The sequence below is a fragment of the Nocardia sp. NPDC003183 genome, assembly GCF_053590715.1.
Genome location: NZ_JBSFTG010000007.1, coordinates 145,245 through 165,907 on the forward strand (window position 1 = coordinate 145,245; position 20,663 = coordinate 165,907).

The 20,663-nt window shown below is 69.1% G+C and carries 18 protein-coding genes and 1 tRNA gene; 6 read left to right on the plus strand and 13 right to left on the minus strand.

Annotation, left to right across the window (positions count from 1 at the left end):
- Positions 1–6: 6 nt before the first annotated feature.
- The 7 genes from ACWDXS_RS21880 to ACWDXS_RS21910 all read right to left on the minus strand — a co-directional run bounded on the left by ACWDXS_RS21880 (position 7) and on the right by ACWDXS_RS21910 (position 9,019).
- Positions 7–993, minus strand: a complete 987-nt coding sequence (locus tag ACWDXS_RS21880; RefSeq protein WP_387446353.1) for an NADPH:quinone oxidoreductase family protein — start codon at positions 991–993, stop codon at positions 7–9.
- A gap of 70 nt (positions 994–1,063) precedes the next feature.
- On the minus strand, positions 1,064–2,101 hold the full coding sequence (locus ACWDXS_RS21885) for a phosphotransferase family protein (protein WP_449968157.1): 1,038 nt from the start codon (positions 2,099–2,101) through the stop codon (positions 1,064–1,066).
- Positions 2,094–2,876 (minus strand): SDR family oxidoreductase, encoded by a 783-nt coding sequence (locus ACWDXS_RS21890; protein ID WP_449968160.1) that lies wholly within the window; start codon positions 2,874–2,876, stop codon positions 2,094–2,096. The genes ACWDXS_RS21885 and ACWDXS_RS21890 overlap by 8 nt, the downstream gene beginning before the upstream one ends.
- 1 nt (position 2,877) lies before the next feature.
- Positions 2,878–4,092 (minus strand): acyl-CoA dehydrogenase family protein, encoded by a 1,215-nt coding sequence (locus ACWDXS_RS21895; RefSeq protein WP_449968163.1) that lies wholly within the window; start codon positions 4,090–4,092, stop codon positions 2,878–2,880.
- A gap of 15 nt (positions 4,093–4,107) precedes the next feature.
- The gene (locus tag ACWDXS_RS21900; RefSeq protein ID WP_378990551.1) at positions 4,108–4,929 is read right to left on the minus strand and encodes an SDR family oxidoreductase; all 822 of its coding nucleotides are present in this window, start codon (positions 4,927–4,929) and stop codon (positions 4,108–4,110) included.
- Between the two features lie 194 nt (positions 4,930–5,123).
- On the minus strand, positions 5,124–8,357 hold the full coding sequence (locus ACWDXS_RS21905) for a carboxyl transferase domain-containing protein (RefSeq protein WP_449968167.1): 3,234 nt from the start codon (positions 8,355–8,357) through the stop codon (positions 5,124–5,126).
- Complete coding sequence (locus ACWDXS_RS21910; RefSeq protein ID WP_449968170.1) at positions 8,354–9,019, minus strand: TetR/AcrR family transcriptional regulator; 666 nt, start codon at positions 9,017–9,019, stop codon at positions 8,354–8,356. The genes ACWDXS_RS21905 and ACWDXS_RS21910 overlap by 4 nt, the downstream gene beginning before the upstream one ends.
- A gap of 108 nt (positions 9,020–9,127) precedes the next feature.
- On the opposite strand from ACWDXS_RS21910, the gene ACWDXS_RS21915 reads away from it, so the two are divergent.
- Positions 9,128–9,201: transfer RNA gene (locus ACWDXS_RS21915), tRNA-Asp, on the plus strand.
- Between the two features lie 62 nt (positions 9,202–9,263).
- Here the strand turns inward: ACWDXS_RS21915 and ACWDXS_RS21920 are convergent.
- Genes ACWDXS_RS21920 through ACWDXS_RS21930 form a run of 3 tightly spaced genes read right to left on the minus strand, consistent with a single transcriptional unit; the run spans position 9,264 to position 11,905 of the window.
- Complete coding sequence (locus tag ACWDXS_RS21920) at positions 9,264–10,292, minus strand: hypothetical protein (protein ID WP_449968173.1); 1,029 nt, start codon at positions 10,290–10,292, stop codon at positions 9,264–9,266.
- A gap of 9 nt (positions 10,293–10,301) precedes the next feature.
- Complete coding sequence (locus tag ACWDXS_RS21925; protein ID WP_387446366.1) at positions 10,302–11,588, minus strand: hypothetical protein; 1,287 nt, start codon at positions 11,586–11,588, stop codon at positions 10,302–10,304.
- Positions 11,588–11,905, minus strand: coding sequence for a hypothetical protein (locus ACWDXS_RS21930; protein ID WP_378990544.1), 318 nt, complete (start codon positions 11,903–11,905; stop codon positions 11,588–11,590). The genes ACWDXS_RS21925 and ACWDXS_RS21930 overlap by 1 nt, the downstream gene beginning before the upstream one ends.
- 212 nt (positions 11,906–12,117) lie before the next feature.
- Here ACWDXS_RS21930 and ACWDXS_RS21935 point away from each other — a divergent pair, with 212 nt between their 5' ends.
- Complete coding sequence (locus ACWDXS_RS21935) at positions 12,118–12,804, plus strand: GAP family protein (RefSeq protein WP_378990543.1); 687 nt, start codon at positions 12,118–12,120, stop codon at positions 12,802–12,804.
- Positions 12,805–12,927: 123 nt separating this feature from the next.
- Positions 12,928–13,647, plus strand: a complete 720-nt coding sequence (locus ACWDXS_RS21940) for a polyprenol monophosphomannose synthase (RefSeq protein ID WP_228536832.1) — start codon at positions 12,928–12,930, stop codon at positions 13,645–13,647.
- Between the two features lie 58 nt (positions 13,648–13,705).
- On the opposite strand, the gene ACWDXS_RS21945 is transcribed toward ACWDXS_RS21940, so the two are convergent.
- Complete coding sequence (locus ACWDXS_RS21945) at positions 13,706–14,140, minus strand: DUF6069 family protein (RefSeq protein WP_378631873.1); 435 nt, start codon at positions 14,138–14,140, stop codon at positions 13,706–13,708.
- 152 nt (positions 14,141–14,292) lie between these two features.
- Between ACWDXS_RS21945 and ACWDXS_RS21950 the strand changes: the two genes are divergently transcribed.
- The 3 genes from ACWDXS_RS21950 to ACWDXS_RS21960 all read left to right on the plus strand — a co-directional run bounded on the left by ACWDXS_RS21950 (position 14,293) and on the right by ACWDXS_RS21960 (position 16,694).
- Positions 14,293–14,841: a hypothetical protein gene (locus ACWDXS_RS21950; RefSeq protein WP_449968179.1), complete on the plus strand. Its 549-nt coding sequence runs from the start codon at positions 14,293–14,295 to the stop codon at positions 14,839–14,841.
- A gap of 94 nt (positions 14,842–14,935) precedes the next feature.
- Positions 14,936–15,496, plus strand: a complete 561-nt coding sequence (locus ACWDXS_RS21955) for a copper chaperone PCu(A)C (RefSeq protein WP_379315010.1) — start codon at positions 14,936–14,938, stop codon at positions 15,494–15,496.
- Positions 15,489–16,694: a Dyp-type peroxidase gene (locus ACWDXS_RS21960; protein ID WP_449968183.1), complete on the plus strand. Its 1,206-nt coding sequence runs from the start codon at positions 15,489–15,491 to the stop codon at positions 16,692–16,694. The genes ACWDXS_RS21955 and ACWDXS_RS21960 overlap by 8 nt, the downstream gene beginning before the upstream one ends.
- A 39-nt stretch (positions 16,695–16,733) precedes the next feature.
- Here ACWDXS_RS21960 and ACWDXS_RS21965 read toward each other — a convergent pair whose 3' ends face one another.
- Positions 16,734–18,146, minus strand: a complete 1,413-nt coding sequence (locus tag ACWDXS_RS21965) for an HAD-IB family hydrolase (protein ID WP_449968186.1) — start codon at positions 18,144–18,146, stop codon at positions 16,734–16,736.
- Complete coding sequence (locus ACWDXS_RS21970; protein ID WP_378990536.1) at positions 18,146–20,563, minus strand: glycerol-3-phosphate 1-O-acyltransferase; 2,418 nt, start codon at positions 20,561–20,563, stop codon at positions 18,146–18,148. Before ACWDXS_RS21970 ends, ACWDXS_RS21965 begins: the two co-directional genes overlap by 1 nt.
- Between the last annotated feature and the right edge of the window lie 100 nt (positions 20,564–20,663).

Here is a 20,663-nt window from a genome sequence, read left to right on the forward strand (position 1 = left end):
CCCTATTTATAGCCGGGGGTGGAACACGAGCCTGCCGACGGTGTCGCCGTCGCCGAGGCGGCCGAGGCCGTCGGGGACGTCGCCGAGCGAAAGGCGTTCGCTGATCAGTGGTCTCACCTTGCCCGCCGCGGCCAGCCGCGACAGCTCGGCGTGGCAGTCGGCGATCGCCTGCTGGTTGTACTGCTTGTAGAGCCCCCAGTGCAGGCCGATGATCGAATAGTTTTTGATCAGCGCGTGATTGAGCGCGGGCTGGGGGATCGTGCCGCCCGCGAAGCCGATCACCAGGATGCGACCTTCGAAGGCGATGCATTTGGTGGACTTGGCGTAGGCGTCGCCGCCGACCGGGTCGTAGATCACGTCGGCGCCACGGCCGCCGGTGAACTCTTTGACGATCGGCACGAAATCCTCTGTGCGCCGGTCGATCACGAGGTCGGCGCCGAGGCGGCGGCAGTAGTCGGCCTTCTCCGGGCCGCCGACGACACCGATCACCCGCGCGCCCGCCGCCTTGCCCAGCTGCACGGCGGAACTGCCCACGCCACCGGCGGCGGCGTGCACCAACAGCGTCTCGCCGGGTTGCACCCGAGTGCGCCGGTGCAGGGCGAACCAACTCGTCTGATAGCCGATGACCAGTGCGGCGGCCTCGGCATCGTCGAGGGAGTCCGGTGCGGGAAACGCGCTGTCGGCATCGAGCACGGCCAGCTCGGCGAACGCGCCACCGGGCAGGTTCGTGGTGCCGACGATCCGGTCACCGACCGCGAAATCGGCGCCGTCGCCGACCGCCACCACCTCACCGCACAGTTCGACGCCGGGCGTGAACGGCAGCGGCGGCTTGACCTGGTACTGCCCACGACACAGCAGCACGTCGGGGAAGTTGGCCGGCGCCGCGAGGACACGCACCAGCACCTGCCCCGGACCGGCCACCGGATCGTCGATGTCGTTGAACTGCAGTACTTCCCGCGGTTCGCCGAGTTCGGTTACCTGCCATGCTTTCATCGTCGATCAGTCCTTCGGTCCGCCGGCGAGGTAGTGACCTGGCCGGCGGCGGTCTCGGTTGCGGTGCGAGTCATGTCTGGATGTGTTCGGTGAGATCGAGTGCCTTGTGCACGATCGCGTCGATGCGTTCGACGGTCGGGGTGCCCGCGGCGGCCCTGTTCTGCGGCGTGTCCCGCGCTCGGCGCAGCACGCCCTCGGCGATGACGGCGAGCTTCCACAGCCCGAAGGCGTGCCAGTAGCGCAGGGCGGCCGGGTCGCGCCCGGTCAGCGCGAGGTAGGCCGCCGACATCTGCGCGCGGTCCGGGAAACCGGGCAGTGCCGACGCGGGAAAGTCGCCGCCGGTGTTCTCGCCCGGTTCCGTCCAGTAGGCGAGCAGGCTGCCCATATCGGCCAGCGGGTCGCCGAGGGTGGACAGTTCCCAGTCCAGCGCGGCCACGACTTCGCCGGTGTCGTGCGCGGTGATCACGTTGCGCAGGTGGAAGTCGCCGTGCACGAGGGTCACCTCCCGCTGCTCCGGGATGTCGGCGGTGAGCCTGCGGGTGAGCTCGTCGAGCTCCGGCAACTCCCGGGTCTTGGATTGCTCCCATTGCCCGCCCCACCGTTTGAGCTGGCGGACGGCGTAGGGCCGGTGACTCGCCAGATCGGCGAGGCCGACGGCGGCCAGGTCGACCGCGTGGATCTTCGCCAGCGTGCGCGGAAGCGATTCGGCGATGGCCCGACGACGCTGTGGGGTCAGCGATTCCACGATCGCCATGGTGTCGACCACCTGCCCGTCGACGAATTCCATCAGCACCATCGGTACCTCCGACACCGCCGGATCGTCGACGACACCGAGAATCCGTGGCGCCGGGACATCGGTGGATTCGAGCGCCGCCATGATCCTGGCCTCGCGCACCACATCGTGCGCGGAGGCGAGCAGGTGCCCCAGCGGCGGCCTGCGCAGCACCCACCGGCGGTCCGCGTCGTCGCGTACCAGATAGGTCAGGTTCGATTGGCCGAGGCCGATCCGGTCGAAACGCAGTGGCGCGGTGTGCTCGACGCCGACCGCGGCGAACCATCTTCCGATGGCGACCGGGTCGACGCCGACCACCTCGTGCGCGTCAGGCACCGACCGAGGCTCCGCTCCGGAACGGGGCGACGTCGCCGAGCCGCTGGCCGCCGTCGATCACCATGGTTTCGCCGGTGATCCAGCTCGCCGCGTCGGAGACCAGGAAGGCCACCGCGGCGGCGACGTCGTCGGGCTCGCCGATCCGGTCCAGTGCGGTCGAGGCCGAGAGCTCGCGCTCCTGCTCCTGCCACAGCGCTTCGGCCAGCTTGGTCCGCACCACGCCCGGCGCGATCGCGTTGACGCGCACCTTCGGCGACAGTTCCATCGCCAACTGCTTGGTCAGGTGGATCAGCGCCGCCTTGGACGCGTTGTACAGCCCGATGTTGGGCTCGAGACTCAGGCCGCCGATCGAGGTGGTGTTGACCACGGCGCCGCCGTGCTCGCCCATCCACGCGCGGGTGACCAGCTGCGTCCACAGCACGGGAGCCCACAGATTCACGTCGAAGATCTTCGCGAAGCGGGCGTGATCCTGGTCGATCGTCGGGCCGAACGCCGGGTTGGTGCCCGCGTTGTTGACCAGGATGTCGACGCTGCCGAACCGCTCCACGGTCAGCTCGACGCAGCGCCGTGCGGCGTCTTCGTCGACGACGTGCGCGCCGACCCCGATCGCGGTGCCGACGATCTGGGCCGCGGCCGTGTCCGCGGATTCCTGTGTGCGCGCGGTCAGCACGACGTTCGCGCCCGCGGTGGCCAGCGACTGGGCGATCGCCAGTCCGATGCCGCGGGAGGCGCCGGTGACGATGGCGGTGCGGCCGGTGAGATCCAGTCCGGTCATATCAGTTGCTCTCCTTGTACTTGCGCAGTTCCTGCCGTGCGATGGCACGCTTGTGCACTTCGTCGGGGCCGTCGGCGAGCCGCAGTGTGCGCAGGTGCGCCCAGGCGGCCGCGAGCGGGAAGTCGTCGGTGACACCGCCGGCGCCGTGTACCTGAATGGCCCGGTCGACGACCTTCAGCGCGATGTTCGGCGCGGCCACCTTGATGGCGGCGATCTCGGTGCGCGCGGCCTTGTTGCCGACGGTGTCCATCAGATGCGCGGCCTTGAGCGTGAGCAGCCGGATCATCTCGATCTCGATGCGCGACTCGGCGATCCAGTCCCCGATGTTGGCGTTGTCGGCGATGGGCGCGCCGAAGGTGACCCGCGCCTGCGCGCGCTTGCACATCATCTCCAGCGCGCGTTCGGCCATCCCGATGCTGCGCATGCAGTGGTGGATGCGGCCGGGTCCGAGCCGGGCCTGGCTGATCGCGAAACCCTCGCCCTCACCTTTGAGCACGTCGGTGACGGGCACGCGCACGTCGGCGAAGTCGATCTCGGCGTGGCCTTCGCGTTCCTGGTAGCCGAAGACCGGCAGCCCGCGCAGGATCGTGACGCCCGGTGCGTCGATCGGGACCACCATCATGGTCTGCTGACGGTGCGGCGCCGCGGTGGGATCGGTCTTGCCCATCACGATCATCACACGACAGTTCTTGTGCAAGGCGTTGGTGGCGAACCACTTTCGGCCGTTGAGCAGGTAGTCGTCGCCGTCGCGCACCATCGACAGTTCGATATTGGTGGCGTCGGAGCTGGCCACCCGCGGTTCGGTCATCGCGAACGCCGACGCCATGGTGCCGTCGAGCAGTGGCTTCAGGTACTTCTCTTTGTGCTCCTCGGTGCCGAACAGCTCGAGCACTTCCATGTTGCCGGTGTCGGGGGCGTTGCAGTTGCAGGCCTCGGCGGCGAGGTGGCTGCGGCCCATGATCTCGGCCAGCGGCGCGTACTCGAGGTTGGTGAGGCCGGGGCCGCGCCCGGGGTGCGGGTGGAAGAGGTTCCACAGGCCGCGCCGTTTGGCCTCGGCTTTGAGCTCTTCGAGGACGGGCGGCTGGAAATGGGGGTCGCCGGATTCGCGCATCTGCGCCTCGTAGACGGCCTCAGCCGGGTAGACGTGCGCGTCCATGAAGTCGAGCAGGTCTTCGGAATACTTCTTCGCGCGATCGCTCAGATCGAACAGTGACATGGCTTTGTCTCTCGCTCAGTGGGTTTCGGCCAGCAGCGACGACTGGTAGCGGCGCATGCCGCGCAGCCAGCGGTCGTAGTCGGCGCCTTTGTGGCGGTACATGTCCAGCACCTGTGGATGCGGCAGGATCAGGAAGTCCTCGGCGTCGACGGCCGTGAGCACGATGTCGGCCACGTCGGCGGGTTCGAGGACCTCGCCCGCCGCGACGACGGCGCGGGTCGCTGTGGCGCCGAGCTCCTCGCCCGAATTCTGGCCCTCGTACAGCAGTTTCGTGTTGACGCCCATCGGGCACAGGCAACTGACGCGCACGCCCTGGTCGCCGTAGGTGACACTGAGCCACTCGGCGAACCCGACCGCGGCGTGCTTGCTCACCGAGTAGGTGGCCGAACCGATCTGGGTGAGTAGTCCCGCGGCCGATGCGGTGCTGACGAAGTAGCCCGCACCGCGTTCGACCCACTCGGGCACCAGCAGCCGCGCGGCACGGATGTGGGCGCGCAGGTTCACGTCCAGCGAGCGGTCCCACTCGTCGTCGGTGACATCGAGTCCGGCGGCGCCGACGATGCCCGCATTGGCGAAGTACAGATCGACGGGCCCGAAGTGCTGCTGCGCCACCGCGATCAGACCGCGGATCTCCTCGGTGACGGCGGCGTCGGCGCCGACTCCGACGGTTGTGCCGGGGTGATCGGCGTTGATCTGCTCCGACACCGCCAGCGCGGCGGGCTCGTCGAGGTCGGCAACCACCACCTTCGCGCCCGCCGCGGCGAGTGCGGCGGCCAGCGCGGCGCCGATGCCCGCGCCGCCACCGGTCACGATGGCCACTTTGTCGGCAACTCTCACGAGAATTCCTTCCGTTCGTTCCGTACCGGCTGGGTTCGCAGACCTGCTCGCCGGCCGGGTTCGATCAGCGATGGCTGCTCGGTGATCCGCAGGTCTGAATCTATTGAAAGTTGACGTCAACTTCAAGTCTGGACGCGTGCGCGGTGCGACCGGCTGGAAATATGCCGTAAATCACACCGGGAGCGAAGGTGGTATCAAGTGCCCGAGCTGCCGCACGACCCTCCGCGCGCCCGGCTGTCGGCGAGGGTGGCGATCCAGGTGCGGGTGTCGGCGGGGTCGATCACATCGTCGAGCTCAAAACCGGTGGCAGCGGTGAGCGCCTTGCCCGCCTGGTAGCCCATGGCGAGCAATTGCTGGAACAGCGTCTCGCGCTCGTCCGGATCCGTCACGGCGGCGAGCTCTTTGCTGAAGCCGAGGCGAACGGCGCCCTCCAGCCCCATGGGCCCGATCTCGCCGGTGGGCCAGGCGACGGTGAACCGCGGCGCGTGGAAGTGGCCCGCCGCCATCGCCATCGCGCCGAGTCCGTACCCCTTGCGCAGGATGATGGTGCCGAACGGCACGCTCAGTTGCGCGCCGAGCACGAACAACTTGCTGAACCGGCGCACCGTCGCGGTCTTCTCCGCCTCCGGTCCGACCATGAAACCCGGTGTGTCACACAGGGAGACGACCGGCAGGCCGAACGATTGGCACAGCGTGAGGAACTCGCCCATCTTGTCGGCGGCCTCGGCATCGATCGCGCCGCCCAGGTGGTGGCTGCTGTTGGCGATCAAGCCGAACGGTTCGCCGTGTACCCGCACCAGCGCGGTGACGACGCCGACCCCGTAGTCCGCCCGCAGCTCGAGGGCCGAGCCCACGTCGACGATCGCGTCGATGGCGCGGTGGATGTCGTAGGCGCGCAACCGGTTCTCCGGCACCACATGCCGGGCCAGCCGTGGATCCGGTGCCTCGAATTCGTCGACCCGGCCCTGGAAGTAGCCGAGATACTGCTTGGCCAGTGCCACCGCGTGCGCCTCGTCGCGGGCGACCAGGTCGACGACACCGTTGCGTCGCTGCACCTCGATCGGACCGATGTCCTCGGGGCGGCAGGCGCCGAGCCCGCCGCCCTCGATCATCGCCGGTCCGCCAATGCCGATATTGGCGTCCGGCGTCGCGATGATCACGTCGCAGACACCGGCCAGGGCGGCGTTGCCCGCGAAGCAGCGGCCCGACACGATCGTCACCAGCGGCACCTTGCCGCGGAGCGCGCCGAGCGCGCGGAAGGTCGTCACGTCCAGGCCCATGCCGGTCCCGTCGGTGTCGCCCGGCCTGCCGCCGCCGCCCTCGGCGAACAGCACCACCGGAATCCGCTTGCGTTCGGCGAGTTCGAAGGCGCGGTCGGTCTTGGCGTGGTTGTTCTTGCCCTGGGTGCCGGCGAGCACGGTGTAGTCGTAGGAGACCACCACCGCCTCGGCGTTGTCGAAGCGGTCGGCGCCGATGGTCGCCAAGCCGGTGACCAGGCCGTCGGCGGGGGTGTTGGCGATCAGGTCCGCTTCGGCGCGTCTGCTGCGTTGTGCGGCGAGCGCGAGTGCGCCGTATTCGACGAAGCTGCCCTCGTCGACCAGGTCGGCGATGTTCTCCCTGGCGGTGCGGCGACCGAGCCGGTGCCGTTTGGCCACGGCCGCCGGGCGGGACTCGTCCAGCGTCACGAGGTGCCTGGCGCGGATCTCGTCGACATCGGCGCGAACGCGGTCGGGATCCAGCTCGGTGTGCGCGCCGCCGGATTCGTCCGCGCCGGTGCGGGTGATGATGACCAGCGGATCGCCCGGCGCGACGACCTGGCCGGGGCGGACCAGCACCCGGACGGTCCTGGCGGCATCGGGCGCGCTGGCCACATGCTGCATCTTCATCGCCTCGAGCACGGCGAGCTGACCGCCGGCGCCGACGTCGACACCCTCGTCGGCTACCTCGACCACCGTGCCCGCGAGCTGAGCGCGCACCGCCTCCTGCCCTGGATACAGCTCGACCGCGGTGACCGTGGCCTCGGGCTGACCGGTCTGTACCGCCGCGACCAGTTCGATCAGCTGCTCGGTGAGAAAGCTGGTGGTGGCGAGCCCCGACTGGAAGGTGCTGTCGGCGAGGATCTCTCGCAGGAACGAGAGGTTCGTGCCGATGCCGGTCACGGTGAACTCGGCGAGTGCGGTCGCGGCCTTGCGGGCGGCGGCGGGGAAGGACTGTCCGCGGGTGCGGGTGATCACCTTGGCCAGGAGCGAGTCGTAGCGCGGGCTCGGAGTCAGCCCGGCGCGACCGAAGGTGTCGACCCGCACGCCGGGGCCGGCCGGGGGTGCGAAGGTGATCAGGGTGCCCGCGGCCGGCACCGCCGAACCGTCGGCCGTCATCGTTTCCATGTTGACCCTCGCCTGGATCGCGATACCGTCGGCGGCGGCGGGTTCGCCGGTGGATCCTGTTCCAGTGGAGACGATTCCGCTCGGCAACTCCAGTTCGTCGAAGGGTGTGCCCTGGGCGATCGCCAGCTGCACGGCGACCAGATCCACGCCGGTGACCTCCTCGGTCACGGTGTGCTCCACTTGGATTCGCGGATTCACCTCGAGGAACACGAACTCGGCGTCGGAGACCAGGAATTCGACGGTGGCCAGCCCGCGATAGTCGACATGGGCACACAGCCGGGCCGCCGCCGCGTGGAGTTCTCTGCGCCGGGTGTCCGAAAGTCCCTGCGCGGGCGCGATTTCGAGCAGTTTCTGGTGCCTGCGCTGCACACTGCAATCGCGATCGCCCAGTGCCAGCGCTGTGCCGCCGGTGGCGACGATCTGCACTTCGATGTGCCGGGCGTTCTCGAACAGCGTCTCGGCGAAGACCGCCGGATCGCCGAAACCGAGACGCGCTTCCGCGGCGCACTGCCGGTACGCGTCGTCGATCTCCTGCGCGCTCCGCACCACCCGCATGCCACGGCCGCCGCCACCGGCCAGCGCCTTGATCATGATCGCGCCGGGGCGCGTGCCGAAGAACGCGTGAACCTGTTCGACGGTGGTCGGTCCCTCGGTCGCGGGCAAGACGGGGACGCCGGCGGCCACGGCGGTCGCGCGGGCCGAGGACTTGTCGCCGAACAGGTCGAGCGCCGAGGGATCGGGGCCGACGAACGTGACGCCGTCGGCCGCGCACGCGCGGGCGAATTCGGCGTTCTCGCTGAGGAATCCGTAGCCGGGATGCAAGTAGTCGGCGCCGGATTCCTTGGCGGCGGCGAGGATCGCGGCGTGGTCGAGGTAGGCCGTCGCGCCGGTGCCCGCCAACCGGATCGCCTCACCCGCCGCGTGCACATCGGGATTGTCGGCGTCGTCCTCGGCGTACACCGCCACGGTGTCGATGCCGAGCTCGGCGGCGGTGCGCAGGACGCGCAGGGCGATCTCGCCGCGGTTGGCGATGAGCAGCTTCACGGGATGTCCTCGGATTCGGTGGTGGCGCGGGTCGGGCCGGTGAAGCCGATCAGTCGTTCGGCGATGGCGATGTGTTCGGTGATGAACTGTTCGCGCCGGTCGCGGTCGGCTCCGGCGAGCCGGGAGGCGCCGATCAGCAGTGCGTCGGCGAGAGTCTCGACGATCCGCGACGGCGGGGCGCACGGATCGATCCCGCCGCGCACCTCGGTGCGTTCGAGAAACGCGGTGAATCGCTTGCGTAGACGAGTGCGCACCTGCGACCACTGCGCGCCGATCGCGGGATCGATCCCCGCCCGGTGCTCGATCAGCGCCACCAGCGCGCCGTTGGCCAACACGGCTTGCGCGAACGCTCGCGTCGTGGCACCGATGACCTCGGCGGGCGCGGTGACCTCGACGTCCACCACGAGTTGCGCGGCCAGGAACTGCGCGCACACCCGCTCGGTGATCGCCCCGAACACCTCGTCCTTGGACGAGAAATACGCGTAGAACGTCGCCCGGGAGACTCGCGCCCGCGTGGTGATCGTCTCCACCGAGGTCTGGTCGTACCCGCACTCGGCGAAACACCGCGCTGCCGCATCCAGCAACTCGCCGCGGCGCGGACCGGCGCTGTCCTTGCGCGCCGACCTGGCCCGCTCCTGCGCCTCGCTGGTGGTCACCGCCACAAGTGTTGTTGACGTTGACGTCAATGTCAACGCCCGATCCACCACCTGACCTGTTCGGTTACCGAAACCGATGCCCACCGGGTAATATCCCCCGACGTAACGAAGCAAGGCCCTGTAGCGCAGTTGGTTAGCGCGCCGCCCTGTCACGGCGGAGGTCGCGGGTTCGAGTCCCGTCAGGGTCGCAACACAGCAAAGTCCCCCACACCGATCCCGGTGCGGGGGACTTTCGCGTTCGAAAACGTGTTCAGATGCGGTGGTCGATGCTGGTGATGCGGTGGCGGCCGGGGGCCACCTCGGTGGTGCGCATGACCTGGTTGATTTTCTCGGTGGTGGCGTCGCCCGGCCATTTCTGGTGGATGGTGACATTCCAGAGGGTGGCGTCGGCGGCGTCGGCCTTGGTGATGTGGACGCAGTATTTGACGTCGAGGGGCAGCGAGCCGATGCCTTCGGCCAGGGCGGAGGCATTGCCCACATGCGCGTTGTCGGTGACGAAGGAGCGGGCCTTGGCGGCGTCGCGGTCGACGTAGTAGCTGTATTCGAAGCCGAGGATGGCGCCCTCGGGGCTGGCGGTGTCGCCGCGCTCGGCGCTGATGGTGATCGAGGGAGTGCGGAAGGACTCGCAGCCGGACAGGGCGTGGGCGGGCAGTGGGGGAACCACGGTGGAGGTGGTCGCCCGCGAGCCGGGGACGGCGGCCTGGGTGGTGGTGCTCGTCTTGTCGGCGGGGCCGAGAAAGATGGTGGCGGCCACGCCGAGCACGACGACGAAGGCGAGCGCGCCGACCACGCCCTTGATCGCGGCGGCGGCTTTCGCCCGGCCGCCGCTGTCGTCGTAGCGTTCGTCGTCGAAGTTCTTGCGGGGGCGCCGCGCGACCTGGCCGCCGCCGCCGAAGTCCTTGAGGCGCGGCAACACCGGCATCTCCACGTGGTCGCCGCTCTGTTCGGTGGCGGTGGCGGTGGCCCAGTCGTTCCAGTCGACATCGTCGCCGCGCTGCGTCTCGACCGGCGCGTCGCCGTCGTTCCAGTCGTTCCAGTCGCCGGTGAACCCGTCGTCGTCGGCGGGGTTTCGATATACCGGCTGGACGGGTGCGGGCTCGAACGGGTCGTTGTTGTCGAACGGTTCCGGGTCGGGCGGCGGCCAGGTCTCGGGGTTCGTGCCGATCGTCTGCGGCTCGGCCTCGCGTCGCCGCCTGCGTCGCCGTTTGCCCTGCGGGCGACGGCGACCGGGCGTCGTGGCATCCGGCGACGTGAAGTAGGCACCGAACGGATTCTCCATCCGGGGGTCCTATGCCGGCGCCGGGACGACTCCCGGTTGACCGTGTTTAGGTGCGGCGGAGGGTTTTTCGGTCTCCTGATCCTGCTGCGGACGACTGCCGGGCGGAACCACCCCGCCTTGCATCGGCTGCTGGGCGGGCGCCGGTGTGCTCGGAGCCTGTTGGGGCTGTTCGGTTTTCGGCGCCTGGTTGGACTGGAACGGCGCGGACGGCGCGGGGGTATCCGGCTTCGCCGACGCGCCACTGTCGCTGTTCGCCCCGGTGCCGGTGCCCCCGCCGGTGCTGGTGCCGCCACCCAATCCGCCGAACAGGGTGTTCGTGCCGGTGCCACCACCATTGGTCGACGGCGAGGTGGGTGCGGTGCCCGCGGGGGTGGTGGAGGTGGCGCCCTCGGTGCCGGTGGCATTCGCGGCGAGAGTGTCGATTCCGGTCGTCGCCAGCTCGGAGCCCGCGTCGATCCCGTGCATCGCGACTTCGGCGATCTTGTCGATCAGATGCGTGCCGAAGGTGACGCCGGCATCGATCGCCGCGGTTCCCAAGGACACCCCACCGTCGATCAAGGCCTCCTGCAACGCGATCTGCGCCGCTGTGGCCGGATCGATGTTGTCGTCCTCGTCATCCCACGAGGAGTCGTCCCACGACGACGTATCGGACCCGCCGGTGCCGAGCACATAGACCCCGGGCGCCACCTCCGTCGCGCCGGTGGGCACGGTGACCCCGTTGGTCCCGCCGAGATCGCTGGTGAGCCCCTTGGTGTCGCGGGTGTACTGATCCATCTCGGTGCTGGCGTTGCCCACCACCCCGACCGCTTCCGAAATGGCCTCTTCGGCCAGCTCGACGATGGCGTCGAGGTTGTTCTCGTTCACCGCGGGCGCGGCCTTCTTCGCCTTGGCCCGGAAGTCGGCGATGATCGCGTCGACCTTGGCGGCCGCGGTCGACTGTGTCGAATACGCCTGCCCGAGCAGCGAGCTCAAACTGGTCCCGCGATCGGCCGCGGCCGAGACCTCGGTGGCGGTCTGCCGCAGCGCGGGGGTGGCCGGCGCCGCGGTCTCGGTCGACTCGAGCGCGTACAGCCCGAGCCGATGCGGGTCTTCGGTAGCCGTGGTCGCGGCGGATGCCGACGTGAGCGCGGCGACCACGGACGCGTCGGGATCGGCGGAAGTGTTGCTGCCCAGCGATCTCCGCAACTCGAGCAATGGAACTTCGAGCAGCGCGATCACCGGCTCGATCTTCGCCTCGGCCTCGGCGGGGGTGATCGTGCTGACCGTGGTCTCGGTGACCAGCGACTTGGAACGCATCACGCCACCTCTCCCTCGGCTGCTCGCAGATCGCCCGCCAGCCCGGAATCGATCCCGGTCACGCTGGCGCCGAAGCGATTCAAGATGTCCTGATAGGCGGTGACCAGGTTGCCCGCCGTGCTCAGCGTCGACGCGTGGTCGCCCGCGGCCTGTGTCCAGGCGGCGGCGAATTCACGCCCGAGCACGCCGAGCCCGGACAGGTCGACCCCGGCCGCGGTCGTCGTCTCTGTGGCCGCTGTGCCAAGAAGTTCGGAAACCCGAGCTGCCGCACGCTGATAAGCGTCGAGCGCTGACGGGTCGAAAGACATTTCTGCCACGATGTCTGCCCCTTCACGATCGCGGATCCCGGCACGGCCGGTGCTCAAAAGCGTAACCACCGAGCGCCGTTTGCGGGGGAGTCCAGTCCAGATGGCAGGATCGATTTCGAGACCGCGCAGGTCAAGGACTTTCGCCGCGGGATTCGGGTGGTGCTGGTGTGACGAACGGGTCGGCGATCGAAATATGACCGGCGAGTAGGGTCAGCCATGTCATGGATGGGTATCGACTGTTGGCCCTGCTCGGGTTCGCTCTGCTCGACGCGCTCGATGTGCTGCTGGTGGCGATCACCACGGCCGTGGTCGCCGACGCCAGGCTGACCCGGCGCTCGCCGATGACGGGTGTGCTCAGCTTCCTCGGCGGCGTTTTCGCGATCTCCGTGGTCTTCGGCGTGTGCACCGTACTCGGCATCGACTTCCTGGTCCGGCTCCTCGACTTCGAGTTGACCCCGGCTCTGCGGTACTGGGGCGAGCTGGTGATCGGCCTGGTGCTGATCGCGGTCGCCGTGCTGCCGGTGGACACCACCGCGCCCACCGGTGGTCGCTGGGTCGAGCCGGTGCGTAAGCATCCGTGGCTGATGGGCGTGCTCGGCTTCACGCTGGGTTTGGCGAAGGTGCCGACCTCGGTGCCCTACCTCGCGGCCCTGGCCCTGCTGTCCGCACAGCGCCCGCTGCCGGTGGTGTGGCCGGTGATCGTGGCCGGTTACTGCGCGATCGCCCTGATCCTGCCGCTGGTCGTGCTCGCTGTCGCCATGCGGCGGACACCGCGCGCGCGGCGGGTATACCGCCTGCTCGTGCGGGGCATCACCCGCTTCGGGCCGCCGGTCATCAGGGTGCTTTTCGTCGTGTTCGGCCTCGGATTGATCATCGACGCGCTGGTCCACGCGGGTCGGCTGTGGTGAGCGCCCGCACGGCCACTCAGGAAAGCGTCAGGACCATCGAGTACCGTCATAACGAATCGATGACATGCCCCGTGCCCGCATCCTGGGCCGCGGGGCTATCCAGGTGAGCAGGGAGGGCGACCCTTGAGGGTTACCGTTGTTGTGCCGACCTACAACGAGCGGGAAAATCTGCCGGTGGCGGTGGAGCGGCTGACGGCTCTGCCGGTGTCCGATCTGCACGTGCTGGTGGTAGATGACAATTCACCCGACGGCACGGGTGATGTCGCCGACAAACTGGCCGCTGAGCTGCCGAATGTGGTGAGCGTGCTGCACCGCACCGAGAAGGACGGTCTCGGCCGCGCCTACATCGCGGGCATCACCGCGGCGCTCGACGAGGGTGCCGACGTGGTGATCCAGATGGACGCCGATCTGTCGCATCCCGCCGAGGTGATCCCGTCGATGCTCGAGAAGCTGAGCTCCGACGACGTCGGCGTGGCGCTGGGGTCGCGCTACGTGCCCGGTGGTTCCACCGCCGCGGAGTGGAAGTGGTACCGCAAGGCCCTGTCGGCCTGGGCCAACTTCTACGTGAACCTGATCCTGCGCCTGGGCGTGAAGGACGCGACTGCTGGTTTCAAGGCCTGGAAGGCCGACACCCTGCGGGCGATCGACGTGGCGTCGATCCGCAGCAACGGCTATTCGTTCCAGGTCGAGATGAACTACCGCGCGATCAAGAAGGGCTACACGATCGCCGAGGTGCCGATCCGCTTCGAGGAGCGCACCGTCGGCGCGTCGAAGATGAGCCTGAAGGTGCAGCTCGAATCGGCGCTCATGCCGTGGAAGCTGCTGTTCGGCCGCTCGGTCTAGAACTCGGCACGCGAAAGGCCCCGCCGTTTCTCGGCGGGGCCTTCGCTGTGTGTTCGGGTCACTTCGCGGTGATGCCGCGACGCACACCTTCCAGCGCGATCACCATGACCGGCACCAGCACCACGTGCATCACCGACAGGGCGATGGTGGAGGCGGTGTCGAAGTCGGCGGCCACGGTCAGCCCGATGGTCGCGATCGACAGCACCGATCCGACCACGGCGGCGGTCCGCAGCACGCCGGTCCACACGTAGGACAGCAGCACGGCGACGGTGAGCCCGATCAGCACCGGCACCGCCGACATCATGATCACGCCGCCGGGTGCGGCATCGGTGACCTTGCCGTCGGCGATCGTGGTGAACGTCCCGCCTGCGGCGGCGCCGACGGCCCAGACGATCAGGTTCAGCACCACGGCGGTGGCAGCGGCGCCCAGCACGGCCACGGGCCGGTTCAGTGCGGGAACGGTGTAGGTGGCGGGGGCGGTGGTGGTGGTCATGATGTTCTCCCTCATTCGGTGGTGAGACCATCATCAAACCCAAACAATGGTTAAGGTCAAGTCTTTCTTCGGAATTCGGCTGCGGCACCGATGAGACGCCGGTCATACGCCCTGATCCCGTTGTCTACGACACGTAGTCGTAGCATGGCTCTGTGCGTTCACCGACGGATCACACCGCGCGCTTACGCGGCGCGGCGGTGGGTGCCGCGTCCGGTGCGGTCGCTGTGCTCGCGCACGGCCTCGGTGGCGCTACCGCCCTTCCCGCCGGCTCGTCGATGGCCCTGCTTTTCGCCGCCTGCGCCCTGATCGGTGTCGTGGTCTCCGCGCTGCCACGCGGGCACAGTCCGGTCTCGACCATGGCGGTGCTGGCCGTCGGCCAGGGCGTCGGGCACACCGCGATGTCGCTGGGACATGTCCAGCACCATCCCCTTTCGGCCGCGATGGTGCTCGCGCACCTGGTCGCGATCCCGGTCGGGGCGATCGCGATTCGCGCCGCCGAAGTCGGAGTACGCCGGGCGATCACCAGCGTGCGTCAGCTGGTCCTCGTGCTGGCCGGGGTCGTGCGCCCCCTCGCGCGAGCGGTCCGCCGACCCGCCGCCGACGAGCGCGCGGTGCTCCGGCAACTCCTCCTACGACCGGACATCGGGCTGCGTGGCCCGCCCCGAACGGGCGCGACCACACTCACCCCCGTTCCGGCGTAGCTCCACGCCGGCGAAATCCGCCGTCCCGGTGGATGATTCGCTGTGCCGACAGGCCGGTCCGGGGTCCATTCCATCCCGATGATCGGAGTTCCCCATGTCCGCGTACACGCGTACCCACCTGCGTTCACCCCGCGTCGCCCGCCGTCTCGGTGCCGCGACCGCACTGTCTGTCCTCGCCCTCTTCTCCACCGCCTGCTCGGGTTCGGAACCCGCGCCCGCTGCCCCCGCGTCGGCGGGCGACCGGATCACGATGAGCGACCAGTGGATCAAGGCCGCCGACTCCGGCATGTCCGCCGCCTTCGGCAACCTGCGTAACACCGGGGACGTGCCGGTCACCCTGGTCGCCGCGACCAGCCCGGCCTCGGACCGGGTCGAGATCCACGAGGTCGTGCCCGACAGCACCGGGGCCAAGACCATGCGGCCGAAGGAGGGCGGCATCACCATCCCGGCGCACGGTGAAGTGACACTGAAGCCCGGCGCCGAGCATCTGATGTTCATGGATCTGTTGCAGCCACTGCGCACCGGCGCGGAAACCTCGCTCACCCTGACCTTCTCCGACGGCTCGAGCACTGTCGTCAGCGCCCAGGTGCGCGATTTCGCGGGCGGCAAGGAGAATTACACGCCGGGCTCCGAGAACCCGACGCACGGTGGCTGATCCGCATGCCGGACTCTCCCGCCGCCGGTTGCTCGGCGGGGGAGCGGCGGCAGCGGGTGTCGTCGGTGCGGCCGGAATCAGCTGGGGCGCAGCCGGTCTCCGGGATCGGGAACGAGAACCCGGCGAGGGGCTCGACGTTGTTCCGTTCTACGGCACGCACCAGGCCGGCATCGAGACCACGCCACCCGGCCACGTGGCCTTCGCCGGTTTCGATCTCGCGCCCGGCGTCGGACGCGAGGACGTCGTCGGATTGCTCCGGATCTGGACCGACGACGCGTCGCGGCTCACCCAGGGCGTTCCCGCGCTGGCCGACACCGAACCGGAACTCGCGGCCCGGCCTGCCCGGCTCACCGTCACGGTCGGTTTCGGTCCCGAGCTGTTCACCGTCACCGGTCTCACGGCACGACGACCGAGGTGGCTGCGGCAGCTGCCGCCGTTTCCCGTCGACCGGCTGGAGCCCGCCTACACCGGCGCGGACCTGGTGCTCCAGGTCTGCGCTCAGGAAGCGACGACGGTAGCGCACGCGGTGCGGGTGCTGTCCAAGCATGTGAAGTCGCTGGTGACGGTGCGGTGGGTGCAGCGCGGCTTCCGGGACGCGCCACGCGGCCAGACCATGCGCAACCTCATGGGCCAGGTCGACGGCACCGTCAACATCGCCCCGCGCACGGTCGACTTCGATCGTCTGGTGTGGGACGACGGAGCGTCGACGCCGTGGCTGACGGGCGGCACCTCGCTGGTGCTGCGCCGGATCGCCATGGATCTGGACCGCTGGGACGAACTCGACGCCGACGGCCGGGAACTGACCGTGGGCAGAAAGGTCAGCACCGGTGCGCCGCTCACCGGCACCGCCGAGCACGACGAACCCGATCTGGCGGCGGTGGACCGCAACGGCATCCCGGTGATCCCGCCGTCGTCGCATGTCGCCCGCGCCAGGCACACGCACGACGGTGAACGGTTCCTGCGGCGCGGTTTCAACTACGACGAGGCGCCCGCCCCGGGGCAGCTGTCGAATTCGGGACTGCTGTTCGTCGCCTACCAGCGCGACGTCGATGCCCAGTTCCTGCCTGTGCAGCAGCGGCTGGCGGAGTTCGACGCGCTGAACGAGTGGACGACTCCGGTGGGCTCGGCCGTGTTCGCGATCCCGCCCGGCGTCCCCGCGGCCGGGAACTACCTCGGGCAGCAGTTGTTCGAGAGCTGAGGGAGTCCGGCCGGGCGCACCACCGTGCCCGGCCGGATCTCAGTCGGGTTCCGGCCAGTTCAGCAGGGTGGTTTCGAACAGCTGCCGAACGCCTTCCACCTCGGCGTCCATGTCGGCCGGGTCCCAGCCGGAGACGTCGATCGGCGCCAGCACCGCCACGTCGACGATGCCGGGGCGGGCGATCGGTGAATCCCGCCAGGCGATCTCGCCGGCATTGCGGACCACCACCGGGATCACCGGCACGCCGGCCTGGATGGCGATATGGAAGGCGCCCTTCTTGAACGGGCCGACACCGGGGGTGAACGAGCGCGTTCCCTCCGGGGCGACCGCGATCGAGAGCCCGTCGCGCAGGGTCGAAACGACCGGGGCGAGTGCGGCTTTCGCGCGTTCGGTGTCGGTGCGGTCGATGAAGGTGACCCCGACGAACCGCATCAGCGGGCCGAACAGGGGGTGGTTGGCGAGTTCTTTCTTGCCGATGCCGGTCACCGCCCCGTCGAGCACCTTCGGGACGATGATCACGTCGAACTGGCTCTGGTGGTTGAACAGGAACACCGCGGGCCTGGGTGCGCGGGCGTTCTCAGCTCCGACCACGCGCAGCTGTACGTCGATCGCGCGCAGGGTGGCGGTGGTGGCGTCGTGCATGAGCGCGTCGGCCATCGTCTGGCGTTTGCCGGTGTGGGACTTGCGAAGTACGCCGATCAGCGCACCGCCGATGAGCCCGGCGAAGCCGGCGATGGTGCGCAGGTAGTCGACGGGGCGTGGAGCTCGGCGCAGCCGGAATGTCAGGGTGGGCCAGTCGTTGCCGATGGCGATCGCGGCCAGCGCGGGGTCCGGGTCGATCACGGTCGGCCGGGTGGCGAGTTCGAGCAGGGACAGGTCGGTCACGCTGTCGGCATAGACATAGCCGACCTCCAGGTCCGCGGCGAATTCGGCTACCGTCGTGGCTTTTCCGGTGCGCCACAGCGGTGCGCCCGCCGTGTGGCCCGTGAGAACGCCGTCTCGGACGGCGAGTTCCGTGCACAGTACGTTGTCGATGCCGAGCCGCTCGGCCACGGGCCGGACCTGGAATCGGGTGAGCTCGCTGACCATGATCACGGTGTGCCCGGCCAATTGGTGCGCGCGGACGAGCTGCCACGCCTCGGGAAACAGTCGCCCGTAGATCTGCTCGGCGAAAGCCTTGCGGCCCAGCTGCTCGAGCTCGGACTCCGAGGCACCCGCCCAGGTCTGTTCCACGGCTTGCAGGAAGCGTCCGTAGTCACCATCGCTGCCACCGCGCTGGATACCACCGAGCAGGGTGGCCCGGCGGCCGTCGCCACGACGGAACACCTTGCGTGCCAGTCCCCGTCGCGGCAGGCCGTCGACGACGGTGCCCCCGAAATCGAACACCGCGGCGATCCGCGCGCCCTGCGGACCCGACCGGATCGCGGACACTGCTTCGGCGAGTGTGCTCATCAGTTCGCGTTCCTGTTCGATGGATCGAGCGAGGCCGCCCGCGCGATGCGCTCTCCGAGATCACGCAGCTGGTCGGCGAATTCCTGGCGCTTGCCGATCAATTCGGCTTCGGCCCCCGCGGCGGCGGGTGCGATGAGGCCGTGGTTGTCGGCCAGTTTCCAGGCACTGGTGAACAGTTCCGACGACACCGATTCGGGGCTGTGCAGCCGCTGCTGCAACAGCATCTGCTTGCCGACCGCCACGCATTCGTCGATGAATTCCTTGCGATCGATCGTCGCGTCGGCAGCGCGGGCGACCAGACGCTCGGCCACCACCAGCTGCGCGTCGAAGAACGATCGCAATACCCGATGGGCCATCACGAACCCGGATTCGGTGACGGCGCCGAGGAATTGGCGATCCAGCCGGTCGTCGGGGGTGTGCTCGTCCCATTCGGGCACGATGAGGCGCACTTCCTCGATGATCTGCTCGGCGAACTCCTGCCGTTCCGGGAAGAAGAACTCGAACTTGAGCAGATCGCGCAGCGCGAAGGCCGCCTTCCACGCCGCCCGCAGCGGATCGTCACCCGGCTGTTCCACCGCGGTCAGGGCGGCCAGCTCGAGGATGGCCCGGTTGACGAACCAGTGCACCGCGCTGTTGCGGTAGAACGCCGCCTCGAGGTGAACCCCGGGTTCGATCGCGTACACCGGCTCCAACCCGCCGCGGTACACGGTGACAACACCCGCGAGCGCGAGCTGCTCGAGCACCACCCGCAGGCCCTGTTCGTCACGCAGCGTGGACAATTCGCCGCTCGGTAGCCCGCGCACGGTGATGTAGCCGAGCACCGGATCGAGCACCGTGCGCACCTGCCCGAGGGTGAGCGCCCGTTCGTGCACGCCCAGCAAGGCCAGGGTGACCAGCGCGTTGACGGTGATCGGGGTGACCTCATTGATGCCGACCGCGATGTCGAAAGCCAAGCGCTGCACCGCTTTGTGCTCGGCGTCGGCCACGGCTTTCTCATCGGGAACCGTGGCGGAACCGGTCTCGGTATCGCGCAGCGGAATGGTCACCGGGCGCTGATCGAGCGGATCGCCGTGCACGCCGAGACGCTCGCGTGCCGAAAGCGCCTCGCCGAAGCGCACATACACCCGGCCCGCCGAGTGCTGCTGCAGCCGAACATATTTCGCGAGCCAGCCGATGCCCTCGGCCTTCTTCGTGCCGCCCGCCTGTTCGCTCGCGATCGCCCCGAGCTCGTTGAGCCGCTCGTAGGTGATCGAGACCGGCACCAGCATCACGTCGTCGACGCGCCGCGAACGGACCGCGGCGGCAAGGTAGTTGAGTAGTCCGTACCGCGGCGGGCGAAGCTTGCCCGTCCTGGTGCGTCCGCCCTCGAAGTACCACTCCATATTGAATCGCTTGGCCAGCAGGTAGGCGAAGTACTCCTCGACGACCGCCTTGTAGACCTCGTCGTCGCCGAAGCTGCGCCGGATGAACACCGTGCCCGTGCGTCGCGCGATCGGTCCCATCGGCCAGAAGTTGAGGTTCGCGCCGCCGATCACGTGGTTGGGTGGAAAGTCGTTGCGCGCCAGCACGTCACCCAGGACGAACGCGTCGACATAGGAACGGTGCGAGGGCAGGAACACCAGCGGGTGCTTGCGGTTGAGCTTGCGCAACGCGTCGAGGCCGCGCAGATCGGTGTCGACCTTCCAGGTCGAGGCGTGGACCGGTCGCATCGCCTGGGTGAACAGGTCCGAGACCAGCCGGCTCTGGGCGGCGACCAGCTCGCGTAGCGCCTTCTCCGCGTTGCGGTACACCTGGTCGGGTTCGGAGCCGATCTCGTCGGCGATGTAGTCGAGCTTGCGCTGGAATTCGGGGGAGTCGAGGATCTCCTCGGCCACCAGCTGGGGCACCTTGTAGCGATCGCCGATGACGGTGCGTTCGGCGCGTTCGAGCGCGACCACGGCGGCGCGTACGACCGCGCGCGCGAACGGATCCGCCGAGCCCGCGCGCAACAGCGCCGCGGCCTCGGGATTGTTGGTGCGCAGCGCGCTGAGCCGGGCGGGTGCGCCGACCAGCACGCGGTGGCGGTCGGGTTCGGTGCGCAGCAGCCTGCGCTGGACGAGCCGGTTGGGTTTGCGCGGATTGGTGAGCATCGCCAGGTCGGCGAAGGTCACCCGGCGCACGCCGTCGCGTTCGGGCGGCAGCCACAACACCCGGACGGGCACCACCAGCGGGTCGTCGTGCCTGCCGACAAGGCGTTTGGTGATGGCTTTGGCGTCGAGGTCGAGCTGGGTCACCGGGGCCGTGGAGTCGATCTCCCTACCGAGACCGCCCTGGGCGATCCAGTCGCCGATCACCGCGCGTTCGACGCCGGAGGCCGCGTCGACCAGGGCGACCACCGAGTCTGCCTGCGGGCCGCGCCGCCCACCTTTGTCGATCATTGCTCCATTCAAGCCGCAGATCTGCTTCGGCGCACCGAACTCGGTCCACAGCGCGTTGCGCGACGCGCGAACAGCGGGGGATGTCCGGTGGGGTGCGACA

Excerpts from the sequence above, each read along its gene's own strand:
- ACWDXS_RS21880 (WP_387446353.1), bottom strand. The coding sequence starts at position 993 with ATGAAAGCATGGCAGGTAACCGAACTCGGCGAACCGCGGGAAGTACTG.
- ACWDXS_RS21890 (WP_449968160.1), bottom strand. The coding sequence starts at position 2,876 with ATGACCGGACTGGATCTCACCGGCCGCACCGCCATCGTCACCGGCGCC.
- ACWDXS_RS21895 (WP_449968163.1), bottom strand. The coding sequence starts at position 4,092 with ATGTCACTGTTCGATCTGAGCGATCGCGCGAAGAAGTATTCCGAAGAC.
- ACWDXS_RS21920 (WP_449968173.1), bottom strand. The coding sequence starts at position 10,292 with ATGGAGAATCCGTTCGGTGCCTACTTCACGTCGCCGGATGCCACGACG.
- ACWDXS_RS21925 (WP_387446366.1), bottom strand. The coding sequence starts at position 11,588 with ATGCGTTCCAAGTCGCTGGTCACCGAGACCACGGTCAGCACGATCACC.
- ACWDXS_RS21935 (WP_378990543.1), top strand. The coding sequence starts at position 12,118 with ATGGATGGGTATCGACTGTTGGCCCTGCTCGGGTTCGCTCTGCTCGAC.
- ACWDXS_RS21945 (WP_378631873.1), bottom strand. The coding sequence starts at position 14,140 with ATGACCACCACCACCGCCCCCGCCACCTACACCGTTCCCGCACTGAAC.
- ACWDXS_RS21955 (WP_379315010.1), top strand. The coding sequence starts at position 14,936 with ATGTCCGCGTACACGCGTACCCACCTGCGTTCACCCCGCGTCGCCCGC.
- ACWDXS_RS21965 (WP_449968186.1), bottom strand. The coding sequence starts at position 18,146 with ATGAGCACACTCGCCGAAGCAGTGTCCGCGATCCGGTCGGGTCCGCAG.
- ACWDXS_RS21970 (WP_378990536.1), bottom strand. The coding sequence starts at position 20,563 with ATGATCGACAAAGGTGGGCGGCGCGGCCCGCAGGCAGACTCGGTGGTC.